At 52.7% G+C, this 12,833-nt stretch carries 13 protein-coding genes; 3 read left to right on the top strand and 10 right to left on the bottom strand.

Translation table 11 applies throughout. The features are described 5' to 3' along the window. The first annotated feature begins 3 nt into the window (after positions 1-3). From leuD to KZZ10_RS00255, 3 genes are read left to right on the top strand one after another with little or no spacing between them, the layout of a single operon-like run. Positions 4-654: a 3-isopropylmalate dehydratase small subunit gene (leuD, locus tag KZZ10_RS00265; protein ID WP_259659489.1), complete on the top strand. Its 651-nt coding sequence runs from the start codon at positions 4-6 to the stop codon at positions 652-654. A gap of 4 nt (positions 655-658) precedes the next feature. Then, a complete protein-coding gene (locus KZZ10_RS00260) occupies positions 659-1,849 on the top strand; it encodes a CaiB/BaiF CoA transferase family protein (protein WP_259659488.1) in 1,191 nt (396 codons plus the stop codon). Positions 1,850-1,858: 9 nt separating this feature from the next. Next, positions 1,859-2,800: a hydroxymethylglutaryl-CoA lyase gene (locus KZZ10_RS00255; RefSeq protein WP_259659487.1), complete on the top strand. Its 942-nt coding sequence runs from the start codon at positions 1,859-1,861 to the stop codon at positions 2,798-2,800. Positions 2,801-2,844: 44 nt separating this feature from the next. Here the strand turns inward: KZZ10_RS00255 and KZZ10_RS00250 are convergent, their stop codons facing one another. From KZZ10_RS00250 to recA, 10 genes are all read right to left on the bottom strand, one after another. After that, the gene (locus KZZ10_RS00250) at positions 2,845-3,543 is read right to left on the bottom strand and encodes a fumarylacetoacetate hydrolase family protein (protein ID WP_259659486.1); all 699 of its coding nucleotides are present in this window, start codon (positions 3,541-3,543) and stop codon (positions 2,845-2,847) included. A 96-nt stretch (positions 3,544-3,639) separates the two neighbouring features. Further along, positions 3,640-5,124 carry a heme biosynthesis HemY N-terminal domain-containing protein gene (locus KZZ10_RS00245; RefSeq protein WP_259659485.1) on the bottom strand — a complete coding sequence of 495 codons (1,485 nt, stop codon included), beginning with the start codon at positions 5,122-5,124 and terminating at the stop codon, positions 3,640-3,642. A gap of 2 nt (positions 5,125-5,126) precedes the next feature. After that, positions 5,127-6,329: a uroporphyrinogen-III C-methyltransferase gene (locus tag KZZ10_RS00240; protein WP_259659484.1), complete on the bottom strand. Its 1,203-nt coding sequence runs from the start codon at positions 6,327-6,329 to the stop codon at positions 5,127-5,129. Positions 6,330-6,376: 47 nt separating this feature from the next. Beyond that, the gene (locus KZZ10_RS00235; protein WP_259659483.1) at positions 6,377-7,183 is read right to left on the bottom strand and encodes a uroporphyrinogen-III synthase; all 807 of its coding nucleotides are present in this window, start codon (positions 7,181-7,183) and stop codon (positions 6,377-6,379) included. A 13-nt stretch (positions 7,184-7,196) separates the two neighbouring features. Beyond that, positions 7,197-8,132 (bottom strand): hydroxymethylbilane synthase, encoded by a 936-nt coding sequence (gene hemC, locus KZZ10_RS00230; RefSeq protein ID WP_259659810.1) that lies wholly within the window; start codon positions 8,130-8,132, stop codon positions 7,197-7,199. A gap of 221 nt (positions 8,133-8,353) precedes the next feature. Then, positions 8,354-9,238 carry a succinate--CoA ligase subunit alpha gene (gene sucD / locus KZZ10_RS00225; protein WP_259659482.1) on the bottom strand — a complete coding sequence of 295 codons (885 nt, stop codon included), beginning with the start codon at positions 9,236-9,238 and terminating at the stop codon, positions 8,354-8,356. A gap of 18 nt (positions 9,239-9,256) precedes the next feature. Continuing rightward, entirely contained in the window at positions 9,257-10,417 is a 1,161-nt protein-coding gene (sucC, locus tag KZZ10_RS00220; protein WP_259659481.1) for an ADP-forming succinate--CoA ligase subunit beta, read from the bottom strand. A 66-nt stretch (positions 10,418-10,483) separates the two neighbouring features. Next, a complete protein-coding gene (locus KZZ10_RS00215) occupies positions 10,484-11,050 on the bottom strand; it encodes a DUF2889 domain-containing protein (RefSeq protein ID WP_259659480.1) in 567 nt (188 codons plus the stop codon). Between the two features lie 70 nt (positions 11,051-11,120). Beyond that, positions 11,121-11,591: a recombination regulator RecX gene (gene recX / locus KZZ10_RS00210; protein ID WP_259659479.1), complete on the bottom strand. Its 471-nt coding sequence runs from the start codon at positions 11,589-11,591 to the stop codon at positions 11,121-11,123. Further along, positions 11,581-12,702, bottom strand: a complete 1,122-nt coding sequence (gene recA, locus KZZ10_RS00205; protein ID WP_259659809.1) for a recombinase RecA — start codon at positions 12,700-12,702, stop codon at positions 11,581-11,583. The genes recX and recA overlap by 11 nt, the downstream gene beginning before the upstream one ends. Between the last annotated feature and the right edge of the window lie 131 nt (positions 12,703-12,833).

Below are 12,833 nucleotides of genomic sequence, written 5' to 3'. Positions count from 1 at the left end.
CTGATGCGTGCGTTTACACAACTACAAGGCCTAGCCGCCACGATCCCCGGCAAAAATATCGACACGGATCAGATTATTCCTGCGCGCTTCTTGAAACGGAGTCGGACTGACCCCGATTACGCAAAGTATCTTTTTCACGATTTGCGCTTTAACGAAAGCAACCTTGCAGACCCTGCGTTTGTGTTGAATCAGCCTGCATTCAGTCGCACAAATATCTTGATCGCAGACGAAAACTTCGGCTGTGGATCTTCCCGGGAGGCTGCCGTCTACGCTCTTGAAGCCTTCGGTATTCGCGCTGTGATTGCGCCAAGTTTTGGTGATATCTTTTTTAACAACTGTTTGAAAAACGGCCTACTTCCCATTCGACTGCAACAAAGTGAAATCGATATTCTGTCGCGTCCAGACCCCGAGGCAGGCAATGCACGCATTAGGCCACACCAGCCGATTTCTATGTTTGTCGATTTGCATACCTGTACGATCCAACAGATTCAAAGCAGCAAGCCCTTATCCTTTAGTATCGATCCATTTTGGCAAGAGTGTCTTATAAAAGGCCTCGATGAGATTGACCTCACTCTGAGCTATCAAGCATCCATCGATGTATTTGAAGCTAAGCATCTATCCACAGCACCTTGGTTAACGCACTCACACACTTAACGCTATGTCACTTCCTCTTACAGGCCTTCGGGTCATTGAACTCGGTCAACTCATCGCTGGCCCATTCGCATCAAAGATCCTCGCTGAGTTTGGCGCAGATGTCGTTAAGGTGGAACCACCATCAGGGGGCGATCCCTTAAGGGGCTGGCGTCTGATTCACGAAGGTACTTCAGTGTGGTGGGCTGCGCATGCACGTAACAAACGTTCGCTGACATTAGATTTGCGCACCCCGGAAGGTCAGGAGATCATTAGACAGTTAGCGTGTGATGCTGACATTTTGATCGAGAACTTTCGACCAGGCGCAATGGAAAAGTGGGGTTTAGGATTCAAAGACCTACACGCTATTAACCCTAAGCTCATCATGCTTCGCGTATCGGGCTATGGGCAGTCGGGGCCATACCGAGACCGACCGGGCTTTGGCGTGATCGGCGAGGCGATGGGTGGACTGCGCTACCTAAGCGGCGAGCCGGGGCGACCACCCGTTCGTGTGGGCGTATCCATCGGCGACACACTCTCTGGGCTGCATGGCGTCATTGGTGTGATGATGGCCTTGCGCCACCGCGAACAACAAGGTGGCTTGGGCCAAGAGGTTGATGTCGCCCTGTATGAGTCAGTCTTCAACATGATGGAAAGCCTTTTGCCAGAGTATTCCAAGTTTGGAGCAGTACGCCAGCCTTCCGGTGCCAGCATGCCAGGTATCGTTCCGACCAATGCCTACCTGTGCAAAGATGGGCGCTACGCACTCATTGCTGGGAACGGTGACAGTATTTACAAGCGACTCATGGAGTCGATCGGACGACCAGAGCTTGCGAACGATCCAGAGCTTGCAAATAACGTAGGGCGCGCAGCAAACGTTGAGCGCATCGACCAAGCGATCTCTGACTTCACCTGTCAGCATGATTTGGATTCAGTGCTCGAACTGATGAATAAAGCAGGTGTGCCTGCAGGCAAGAGTTACGATGCAGCTGATATCGCAAACGATCCACATTACCAAGCAAGAGATATGATTCTGGAAGCGAAGCTACCAGACGGATCAAGCGTCGCAGTTCCGGGTATTGTTCCAAAGCTCAGCGCCACGCCCGGACAAATTACTCGCGAGGCGCCTTCGCTGGGACAGCATACAAGCGAGATCCTAGATGCATTAGGCATTGACGCGACCAAGCAGGCCGACTGGAAATCCCGCGGAATTATTTAAGAGAACACCATGGCGACTCATTCAAAAAAGGTATTCATGCAGGAAGTCGCTACCCGCGACGGCTTTCAAAACGAGGCGCAGTTTATTGCGACTGAAGATAAGGTACGTGTTGTTGACGCTCTAAGTCTGTGTGGCTTCGCAAAAATTGAAGTGACTTCCTTCACATCCCCCAAGGCAATCCCCGCCCTTCGGGACGCTGAGGATGTCATGCATCAAATTAAGCGACAACCCGGTGTTGAATACACCGTGCTTGTACCGAATGTACGAGGTGCCGAGCGCGCCTTATCCTGTGGCATCGACGAAGCCAACCTCGTGATGTCTATGAGTGAAACGCACAATCGATCCAATTTGAGGATGACGCGCGAACAGTCATTCGAACAGTTACGTCAGGTCGTCGCAGCCATTTCCGGTAGTCGGGTTGCCATCAACATTTCGCTGTCAACCACCTTTGGCTGCCCGATGGAGGGCGATGTAAGTGAAGACGAAGTGATGCGTTGGTTAGATCGCTTCGCAGACATCGGGGTTAAGCGGGCGACACTGTGCGACACAACCGGAATGGCTTATCCATCGCAAGTTAGGTCGATGGCTTCGCGTGCGCAGCAACTCCACCCAGACATGGCGTTCACCATGCACTTCCACAACACACGTTCGATGGCACAAGCAAACGCCCTCGCCTCACTAAGCGCTGGCATTAATCGCTTTGATGCCTCATTGGGCGGCATCGGTGGGTGTCCTTATGCACCAGGTGCCAGCGGTAACGCCTGCACGGAAGACATGGTGCACATGCTTGAACTAGAAGGCTTTGATACGGGTGTGGACCTCAATAAATTGCTTGAAGTCTCAAGAACGCTACCAACTTTGATCGGGCATGACATCCCAAGTCAGCTACTCAAAGCGGGACCGCGCCTAGCCCTACATCCCGCTCCAGAGTACACACGCGACGTCAAATAAAAATAGCCGCTCTCTGAGCGGCTATTTTTTTCAAGCAATCGTGACTAAACGACGTGCACTTCAAACTCGCCCAAGCCCTCAACGCGACCGATCATCTTGTCGCCCTTCACCACTGCACCCACGCCCTCTGGAGTACCGGTAAAGATCAAATCGCCTGCTTTGAGTTCAAACAAGCCGGATAGGTAAGAGATACTCTCTGGAATGCTCCAGATCAACTGCGTCAGGTCGCTCGATTGCTTCTGCACGCCGTTAACGTGCAAAGAAATACTTCCTTTGGATATCACACCGGTTGTTGCGACAGGATGAATTGGACCAATAGGGCCTGATTGATCAAACCCCTTTCCGACTTCCCAAGGACGGCCTTGTTTTTTTGCTTCGTTCTGCAGGTCTCGACGTGTCATGTCCAGACCCAACGCGTAACCAAAAATACATTTATTCGCTTGATCAACAGGAATATCACGACCACCACTACCCAAAGCAACAACTAACTCCATCTCATAGTGAAGGTTTGATGTCTTGCTTGGATAAGGCATTTTCCCTGCCTGACCTGCAGCCACAGGCACGAGTGCATCAGCTGGCTTACAAAAAAAGAAGGGATCTTCACGACCGGTAAAGCCCATCTCCTTGGCGTGTTCAGCATAATTGCGACCAACGCAATATACGCGACGCACTGGAAATAACGACTTACTTCCCACCACGGGTAAGCCCTGGGTTGGCTCAGGAGAAAAAACATAATCAGACATGAGATTGCTTCCGTAATAATTGATTTAAGTTGGTCTGCAAACGATTAACACTTTTACTGCGAAGAGATAAACAAAATGAGATCACTCTCGAGTCGACTACTTCTCGTGAGGTGTGGTTCTTTTAGGATCAGGCAAGCTGCTCACAGGCGCGGGCTCACCCAAATGAGGCACTGGCGCGCTATCGAAATAGTCGTGAATATCTTCCTCAGCGGGAGCAGTTTTATCAGTAACAGGCACTAACACCGAAGAACCAGGCAACGTAGTGCGGTCTTCGCTCCACTCCACAGGAAAGCCCGTATCAGCGAGGTAAGTCAGTCCATCCGCATGCAGCAGACCAGGATCGGAGTCGGTATCTGCTGCAGGCAATAAGGCTTCTTGTGCGAGGACTGGCAAAACCACTCCTAGGGCAGTTGCCGCCCGCCACTGCATCGCCGCATCTTGGGGCCGATTAATTTTGTCATAAAGAGAGGCGAGTGCAACATGGACACGCGCATCGCTACGGCGCGCCAAACTCCGTACCAGGTAGCTTTCAGCTTGCCCCCAAATCTGCCCTGCCAAGCACAGGTTGCCCACAGTAGCTAAAAGATCTGGATCGCTAGGATTCTTTTGGAGCCACGCCTCCGCTTTTTCCAAGCGACGAGTCACTTGAGAAGACTCCGCTCGCGCATAGGCAGCAAGAAGCCTCGGATCAAAGGAAGCGGGTATCGCTTGCTCTAAAACGCGCGAAGCCTCATCCAACTGTCCGACGACTTCAAAGGCTTGTGCTCCTGCCAGAGCAACCTCGGGCAAGATTCGTTCATTGGACTTGAGGTCAGACCACACTTTCTGCCATGTGCCTGAATGTGAAGTCTCGCGAATCCGAGCCGCGACCGCTAACTCAATGATTTGTTGAGCTTCAGTATCGTGAAGCGCACCACGACGATTCAAGGTACGCGCGAGCACAAATACCTGCTCATGAAGGTTCAACTGGCGATACGCTCGCAGGAACAGCCTAAGCGCATGGACTTGCTTGGCACCCGACTTCTGTAAGGTCTTAAGTTCGGTTAAGGCCTTATCGGACGAGCCTTGATCCAGGTAAAGCTCTGCTGCGACGGTGGCCACAGCCTCTGCTAAAGCAACTTCACCTTGTGCTCTTTCTTTTGCCGACAAGATCAAGCCGTCGCGCCGATCATATTCACCAAGCGCATGCGCTGCCCTCGCCGCCGACAGTGCTGCAAGTACGCTCTGGTTGACGCTTTTACTACGACCAAGCAGTCGCGTTAGATCTTTTTCTGCATGAGCATAGCGCCCTTCCAAAAGCTCGGTCCAGCCCTGTTCAAGCAGCTCATGGTCACGACGCAGAGCTCGCCTGCGGTGCCAGGCCTTAACACTGACAGGAAGCCCCCAAAATACGGAAAGCAAACGAACCGTGAGGTACAACAGAAAAAAACTGGCCGCTATTGCCAAGGCCGCAAACGGCAAAGAGACTTGTATACGCCAGTGATTCACCAACACCAACACGTGGCCAGTGTTTTCGCGCAAGATCACTGCCAGAACGACAGCAACAGTGGCTAATACAAGTGTCCATAGCCAAATGCGCATGCTTATTGTCCGCCTTTGGGGTTCATATCGCTTTGACGAATAGCCTCAAGTGCGGCGACGCTTTCAATCACATCAGGAATCGCAACGGCAATATTGATCGAACCAAGTTCACGCAAAAGCCGCAACGCATTTATCGTGTCGGGAGACTTTGCGTCGTAACGAGAAGCCACCGCACTTTCAATCGTTGAAAGCTCCAGACGCCAGATGGTCGACTGATGCATTAATAACGCCATCTGCGCGGTCAGTAGCCGCGCACGCAAATTTGCTCTTAACAAAGCCCCCTGCTCTGGAGTCATCAATAGCGCGTTCTTATCTGTCACACGTTGCACGCTGATTACATCCGATAGCTCGCGAACCACAAATGCTGCTCCAGTTTTGACACTAGCACGCACCTGTCGCCAAATTTTCTCCCACCACTCGGCAGACGCCTCTGTCGTTTGTACCGTGGCGACATTGGCAGGCGCGCCTGCAACTGTGACCTGAGAAGAGGCATTGCGATCCCGGGCAGACATGAGTTCCGGCACCGCAGCATCCGGAAGGAGCAATGGCGCACGCCCTAGCAACGTCGCAACTTGCTCGAGCTTGGCTGAAACGCCTGGAATATCGACCGTCACAACACCGCGCAGTCGGTCTAGATCAGCACTAATCGCGCGTTGTAATGCCGCAAAGCGTGGTCGTTCAGCACGCACCAACATTGACAAACCATGTTCAAGCGCGAGAATGGCATTATTAACGTTCCCAGATACGCGCAATTGCTGGCCAGCCACCGTTAGCAATCGGTCAATGTCATTGGCGAGCATGGAATCCTCCATGCCTCTGTTAAAGTTTTGCCAAACTTGCTCGAGTGCGGCGAATTGGCTCTGCGCATCGCGCAATGCCGCCTCGGCTTGTTGGATGCGCAGTTGTTGTGCATCGAGAACCACAAGCGCATGTTTTGCATCGCGTCGAGCGTCATCAGCCTGATTTTTTAACGTGAGAACTTGCGCGCCAATTTGCTTGGTCGCGGTCTCAAATCGGCGTTGCGCGAACCATGCTCCTGCCGACGCCACTACCGCCACCAGCAAGAAAATGATCGCTAGCGTGGCAGGCAAGGACAAGCCAGTTGCCTTTCGACGCGCCCGAACAGGGGTTACAACCGGTTCATTCGGAACGCTTGAGGCAGCCGACGCACTAGATGGGGATACATTGGGCGAGATATCAGTCATACCCCTATTGTAGTCGCTAGGCACCTGAAACAGCCATTAGCACAAGACTATGGCACGCTACCAGCCGGCAAAATCTGATCAAAACACAACACAATTTCCGAATCTTCTGGCGGACACACGCGCATACGCAATGCGGAGGGGTCCGTGTCGACTGCCGAGGCAAGCGCCTGCGCCAAACGCTCATGGGTCAGGACAAACTGCCCCGATCTGAACCAGTCCAACAACTCAAGTGCCGCAATTCGTTGAACGATGGCACTAATCCCGTGGGCGCTCGTCAATAGCCAAACCACCTCGGCTTGCAATCCAGCCCACTCCCTAAACTGGGCAACGGTATCGTCTGACCACCCTGCGTAGAGACGCTCGTAAGCCTGGTGCGTCACGACCTCAACACCTGCGTTCGCGAGCTTTTGAGCTAACCAATCCCGCCCATCCTGCCCTCGCACAATCAGTACTTTACGCAAGGGAATGGGCAGTTGTTGCAGCAAAGGCCAAAGCGCTTCGGAATCTCGGGCCTGCTCTGCCTCAGGTCGCAAAACAGCGCGAGCAGCAGGCCACGCACGCTCGACGGCTGCCGCTGTAGCGGGCCCCATACAACCAATGCGAACAAAAGAAGGCCAAACATAATCTGAACCGAGCTGCTGCTGAAAACCACTCACTGCAGCGCGACTCACAAAAACAACCAAATCGAAGTTGTTTGGGTCAGGCGTCTCACACTTGGAGATGACCGCACTGGACTGGATCTCGAGTGCGGGACACTCTCGTACGAGCCATCCTCGGCGCACCAGTGCATGCATGACATCAACATTGCGTCCAGCGGGTCGTGTTAAGACCGCGATCTGCAAAGCGGCGGCCATTACTCGAACGACCTCAAGGCGAAACCGCCAAACTTTCCAGAATGGCCCCCGCGCCCTGGTCAATAAGCTCTTGCGCAACACGCTGCCCAATAACCTCGGCTTGGTCACTTGGGCCTGTACCCCGTGCCCGGTAAATCGTCGTCCCATCTGGCGTTGCGACGAGGGCACGGATCGAAACCGTCACTCCGCTCACCTCAGCGTAGGCAGCTAAGGGTACCTGACACGAACCGCCCAAGGCTCGCGACACCGCGCGCTCTGCCAACGCGCAGACTGTTGTTTGCGGACAGGCTAAGGGTGCTAGGAGCTCTAACAAATCGGAGCGTGTCTGCAAAATTTCAATACCCAATGCACCTTGACCTGCGGCAGGAAGGGAATCGGCTACGGACATACGCATACGAATTCTATGACCAAGTTCAAGCCGCTCTAAACCAGCTGCTGCAAGAATAATCGCCGCATACTGCCCCGAGTCTAGCTTACCGAGTCGCGTATCTAAATTACCGCGTAAGGGCTCGATCCTTAACAGAGGATATCGGGCACGCAGCTGCGCCTCGCGACGCAAGCTCGACGTGCCTACCACTGCTCCAGAGGGAAGCTCAGATAGCGTTGCGTACGCGTTTGACACAAACGCATCGCGACAGTCCGCACGAGTCAGCACCGTCGACAATTCAAACGGAGCTGCAATGTCTACCGGGACGTCTTTAAGCGAATGCACTGCGAGGTCCGCTCGACCGTCCAACAGAGCATTTTCTAGCTCTTTGATGAACAACCCCTTCCCCCCAACCTTGGCAAGGCTACGGTCCAGAATCTCATCGCCCCGAGTACTAAGCTTCAGTAGCTCAACTTCGATACCGGGATACAGCGCAACCAAGCGGGCCTGTACGTGCTCCGCCTGCCAGAGTGCCAGTCGGCTAGCGCGCGTTGCGATAACGAGTTTACGGTCTGCCAATATCGTCGCTCTTAGCGCAAGTAGTTCAAGCCAATCGTCACGACGATGCCGATCAACGCCAACAACATCAAGCCTTGGAGGATAGTGCGACTACGTTGTGGGGATTTGGGCGCATTCATATAGCATCCGATAGGTAGAAACGGTCACAGGACCTAGGCAACATGGCAAACGGCCAGAGAAGTCCGTTCGCTATGCTGATCGCACACGCATCAATACGCCTGCGTTTACTTCAGTACCGATTTAAGAATCTTACCCATCTCTGATGGGTTCTTCGTTGTACGAATTCCGCAAGCTTCCATGATTTCAAGTTTAGCGTCTGCTGTGTCAGCACCACCAGAAATCAAAGCACCCGCGTGACCCATGCGCTTACCTGCAGGAGCTGTGACACCAGCGATGAAGCCCACCATCGGCTTCTTCATGTTGTCCTTGGCCCATAATGCAGCATTCACCTCGTCAGGACCACCGATCTCACCGATCATGATGACAGCATCGGTATCTGGGTCTTCGTTAAACAATTTGAGAACGTCAATGTGCTTGAGTCCGTTAATGGGATCGCCGCCGATACCCACGGCACTCGATTGACCCAAGCCAAGTTCGGTCACCTGAGCAACCGCTTCGTAGGTCAACGTGCCTGAGCGGCTCACAATCCCAACACGGCCTTTACGATGGATGTGCCCAGGCATAATTCCGATTTTGATTTCATCAGGGGTGATCAAGCCTGGGCAGTTTGGCCCAAGCAGCAGCGTCTTACTTTTGCGCTCAGCCATGCGATGCTTGATTTCAAGCATATCGCGCACCGGAATACCTTCTGTAATGCAAATCACTAAATCGAGTTCAGCTTCGATTCCTTCCCAGATGGCTGCGGCAGCACCCGCTGGCGGAACGTAAATCACCGAGACATTTGCGCCCGTTTGTGCCTTGGCATCTTTGACAGAAGCGAAAATCGGAATACCTTCAAAGTCTTCACCCGCTTTCTTAGGGTGCACACCCGCAACAAAGGCAGCCTGGCCGTTCGCATAGGCGCGTGACGTGCGCGTATGAAACTGCCCTGTCTTGCCAGTAATACCTTGGGTGATAACTTTTGTATCTTTATTAATTAGGATAGACATAGTGGAATCCGTAACAAATTATTTAGCTGCGGCAACAACGCGAGTGGCGGCATCCGCCATCGTATCTGCGCTGATGATAGGAAGACCTGATTCGGCCAACATTTTCTTGCCTAGCTCTTCATTGGTGCCCTTCATGCGCACAACGAGTGGCACATTCAAATTGACCGCCTTACACGCAGTGATCACACCTTGAGCAATAACATCGCAACGCATAATGCCGCCAAAAATGTTTACCAAGATAGCTTTGGTGCCTTTGTTTGCCAACATAATTTTGAAGGCTTCGGTCACGCGCTCTGCTGTTGCGCTTCCCCCTACGTCCAGAAAGTTAGCAGGCTCGCCACCGAACAGCTTGATGGTATCCATTGTGGCCATCGCCAAGCCAGCACCGTTAACTAAACAACCAATGTTCCCATCCAATTGGATATAGGCAAGCTCATGCTTGCTGGCTTCGATTTCTGCCGGATCTTCTTCGTCTAAATCACGATAAGCAACGATTTCTGGATGACGGAACAAAGCATTGCTATCAAAGTTGAATTTCGCATCCAAGGCAATAATGTCACCGGAACCGGTCAAAATCAGAGGATTAATCTCGGCCAACGATGCGTCGGTATCCCAATACGCTTTGTACAGTTTTTGAAACTCAGCGGCAGCCTTGGCAACAGAGGCTTCTGGAACACCAATCCCACGAGCAAGCGTGCTCGCTTCAGCGTCCGTCAATCCTGCGCCAGGATTAACAAAGACTTTCAAAATCTTCTCTGGATGGTGCTCGGCTACTTCCTCAATATCCATCCCGCCTTCGCTTGACGCCATGACGCATACGCGCTGTGTCCCACGATCTGTGACGATACCTACGTAGTACTCTTTCTTGATATCTGCGCCCTCTTCGACCAACAAGCGACGCACTTTCTGGCCTTGAGCGCTTGTTTGATGCGTAATCAGTTGCATACCCAAAATTTCCGAGGAAATCTTACGGACCTCGTCAATGGAGCGTGCGAGCTTAACGCCGCCACCCTTTCCACGACCGCCCGCATGGATCTGCGCTTTGACGACCCAAACCGGACCACCAAGTTTTTGTGCGGCGCTAACAGCCTCTTCGACGCTAAATGCAGGGATGCCCTTGGGCACAATCACGCCAAACTGTCTTAGCAACTCTTTGCCTTGATACTCATGGATTTTCATGGGATTGCTTTCCGTCCAAATAAACTAATTACGATGCCTGACCATTAAAAAGCTATGCACCAGGGCCTAGGTTGAGGTCTGTGTTTGTTCCGCCACATACCATTGGGGATAATGCTCTTTCGTCACCACGCCATCTAATCGCCAGGCATGACAGCCACCTAACTGAAACGGCTTTCGTCCTGCGTTTTCGGCCTCTGAACGCTTCATGCCAGACATACTCTGTACGGCAGCTGTTGGTAAAACAGTTGCCAGCTCGGTCATATGCGTGCACCCAGCGGTTCGACCAAAACGCTCTTTCACTTGCTGTCTGAAGCTCTTGAGCAAGTTCATACCGACTAAGTCCTGATACGCGGTGGTCACGGATGTGCAGGGCTCGCCGAACGGCGACGCGTCGTACATGGCAAAGGCTCGCTTGATTTCATAACTCGTATCAATCGTGATACGGATATGCATATGATGAAACGGCTTGCGCGCTGGCTGCTCCGTTCCGTTACGCTTCACGTAGGAATAAGACTTGTCGTCGATAAGTTCAGCCTCAAGGTCCCAAAGGCCGTCTTCACGCTCAAAGGAATGCACCTGAATCGAGCGATTGTGCATGGGCTTTCGCGGATAGTCGGGCTTAGGTAGAGGCATACGGACGTTTTGTATCTTTTGACACAATGCAGCAAAGCGTAGGAGTATAGCGCAGAGCCCTCCCTTGCCGCTACATGTCGGCTGGCTCCCATCCGCCTAAGATCTTATGCACGACATCGCTAGAAAATCCTCTCGACAATAAAAAACGCCCCTGTCGGGCGTATTCCGCTGCCTCGCCTTGCTTTGGGGCCTGTGCAAACTTTTTTTGCCAAACGGCTCTCGCGCGATCGAGCTCTGTTGACTTAAGTAGCTCTTGAGCTTGCGCAACCTGACTGGCGGATATGCCACGCAGGCGCAGATCTTGCGCAATCCTTGCAGCGCCATGTAAGGCCGCCTTACGATGCACCCAACCTTGAGCATACCGCTCGTCGGACTGCCACCCTTTTTTTGAGAGCTCGTCGAGCACTTTGGCAAGTTCCTCGGCAGACTCAGCGAACGGGGTAAGCTTTCTCTCAAGCTCAAGACGGGTGTGTTCCCGTCTTGAAAGCAAGCCGATAGCCCGGGCCTTGAGGGAAAGACCCGGGCGCGCCTTAGATATCATCCTCGCTGTCTGGCTCAGCAGCCGCGATTTTGGTTGCTTTGCCGGCGGCGCCTTTCGGAGCCGCTGCAGGGACGGATCCAACTGCCGGTGTGCGAGGCACCACGCCTAACTTTTCCCGCACACGGTTTTCAATATCGATCGCCATGGCTGGATGCTCGCGCAAATACTCGCGCACATTATCTTTACCCTGACCAATTCGCTCGCCGTTGTAACTGAACCAAGCACCGGCCTTGTCCACAATGCCCGCAGTCACGCCTAGATCAATGATTTCACCTTCACGGGAAATACCAGCGCCGTACATAATGTCGAACTCGGCCTGCTTGAATGGCGGCGCAATCTTGTTCTTGACGACCTTTACGCGGGTTTCATTACCAACAACCTCCTCACCTTTTTTAATGGCACCAATACGACGGATGTCTAAACGTACCGAAGAATAGAACTTTAGGGCGTTTCCACCGGTTGTCGTTTCTGGGTTACCGAACATCACGCCAATTTTCATGCGGATTTGGTTAATAAAGATGACCATGCAATTCGTCCGCTTAATGCTGGCAGTGAGCTTACGTAAGGCCTGACTCATCAAACGCGCCTGTAGGCCTGGCAACGAATCACCCATCTCACCTTCTATCTCTGCTTTTGGCACTAAAGCAGCGACAGAGTCGATCACAATGAGGTCGACCGAGCTAGACCGAACCAATGCGTCTGTGATCTCGAGCGCTTGCTCGCCCGTATCGGGCTGAGAGATCAACAGGTCGGTTAGATTGACGCCAAGCTTTGATGCGTACTGCACATCCAAAGCGTGCTCGGCATCAATAAAGGCGCACGTGCCACCCACTTTCTGCATTTCTGCGATCACTTGCAGGGTGAGGGTCGTCTTACCTGACGACTCCGGTCCATAGATCTCGACGACTCGCCCTCTTGGGAGCCCGCCCACGCCCAATGCAATGTCTAGACCCAACGATCCGGTGGACACCACCTGAATGTCGTGTTCGACCTCATTGTCGCCATAGCGCATGATCGAGCCTTTGCCGAACTGCTTTTCGATCTGGGAAAGTGCAGCCGCAAGAGCTTTGCCTTTTTCGGCTGAGCCGGACTTGAGTGATTTGTCGTCCATGACTGGATCCTTGGTAACGGTGAATACAAACTGGGCAAACATGAGCGCCTTTGGTGTTGCGCTCTAGGCTGGTTAAAATTATTACATTGGATTGTACTGTACAAATAAACAGTGTCAATACTTATCTATCC

The sequence above is a fragment of the Zwartia hollandica genome (assembly GCF_019923725.1).
GTDB lineage: Bacteria > Pseudomonadota > Gammaproteobacteria > Burkholderiales > Burkholderiaceae_B > Zwartia > Zwartia hollandica.
The sequence above is the reverse complement of the archived record's forward strand: the minus strand, read 5'-3'. Positions and strand labels throughout refer to the sequence as shown.

What these genes read in the sequence shown, in the direction of transcription:
- KZZ10_RS00250 (WP_259659486.1), bottom strand. Translation starts at nt 3,543, where the DNA reads ATGTCTGATTATGTTTTTTCTCCTGAGCCAACCCAGGGCTTACCCGTG.
- sucD (WP_259659482.1), bottom strand. Translation starts at nt 9,238, where the DNA reads ATGTCTATCCTAATTAATAAAGATACAAAAGTTATCACCCAAGGTATT.
- KZZ10_RS00240 (WP_259659484.1), bottom strand. Translation starts at nt 6,329, where the DNA reads ATGACTGATATCTCGCCCAATGTATCCCCATCTAGTGCGTCGGCTGCC.
- KZZ10_RS00255 (WP_259659487.1), top strand. Translation starts at nt 1,859, where the DNA reads ATGGCGACTCATTCAAAAAAGGTATTCATGCAGGAAGTCGCTACCCGC.
- KZZ10_RS00235 (WP_259659483.1), bottom strand. Translation starts at nt 7,183, where the DNA reads ATGGCCGCCGCTTTGCAGATCGCGGTCTTAACACGACCCGCTGGACGC.
- sucC (WP_259659481.1), bottom strand. Translation starts at nt 10,417, where the DNA reads ATGAAAATCCATGAGTATCAAGGCAAAGAGTTGCTAAGACAGTTTGGC.
- recA (WP_259659809.1), bottom strand. Translation starts at nt 12,702, where the DNA reads ATGGACGACAAATCACTCAAGTCCGGCTCAGCCGAAAAAGGCAAAGCT.
- KZZ10_RS00245 (WP_259659485.1), bottom strand. Translation starts at nt 5,124, where the DNA reads ATGCGCATTTGGCTATGGACACTTGTATTAGCCACTGTTGCTGTCGTT.
- recX (WP_259659479.1), bottom strand. Translation starts at nt 11,591, where the DNA reads ATGATATCTAAGGCGCGCCCGGGTCTTTCCCTCAAGGCCCGGGCTATC.
- KZZ10_RS00260 (WP_259659488.1), top strand. Translation starts at nt 659, where the DNA reads ATGTCACTTCCTCTTACAGGCCTTCGGGTCATTGAACTCGGTCAACTC.
- KZZ10_RS00215 (WP_259659480.1), bottom strand. Translation starts at nt 11,050, where the DNA reads ATGCCTCTACCTAAGCCCGACTATCCGCGAAAGCCCATGCACAATCGC.
- leuD (WP_259659489.1), top strand. Translation starts at nt 4, where the DNA reads ATGCGTGCGTTTACACAACTACAAGGCCTAGCCGCCACGATCCCCGGC.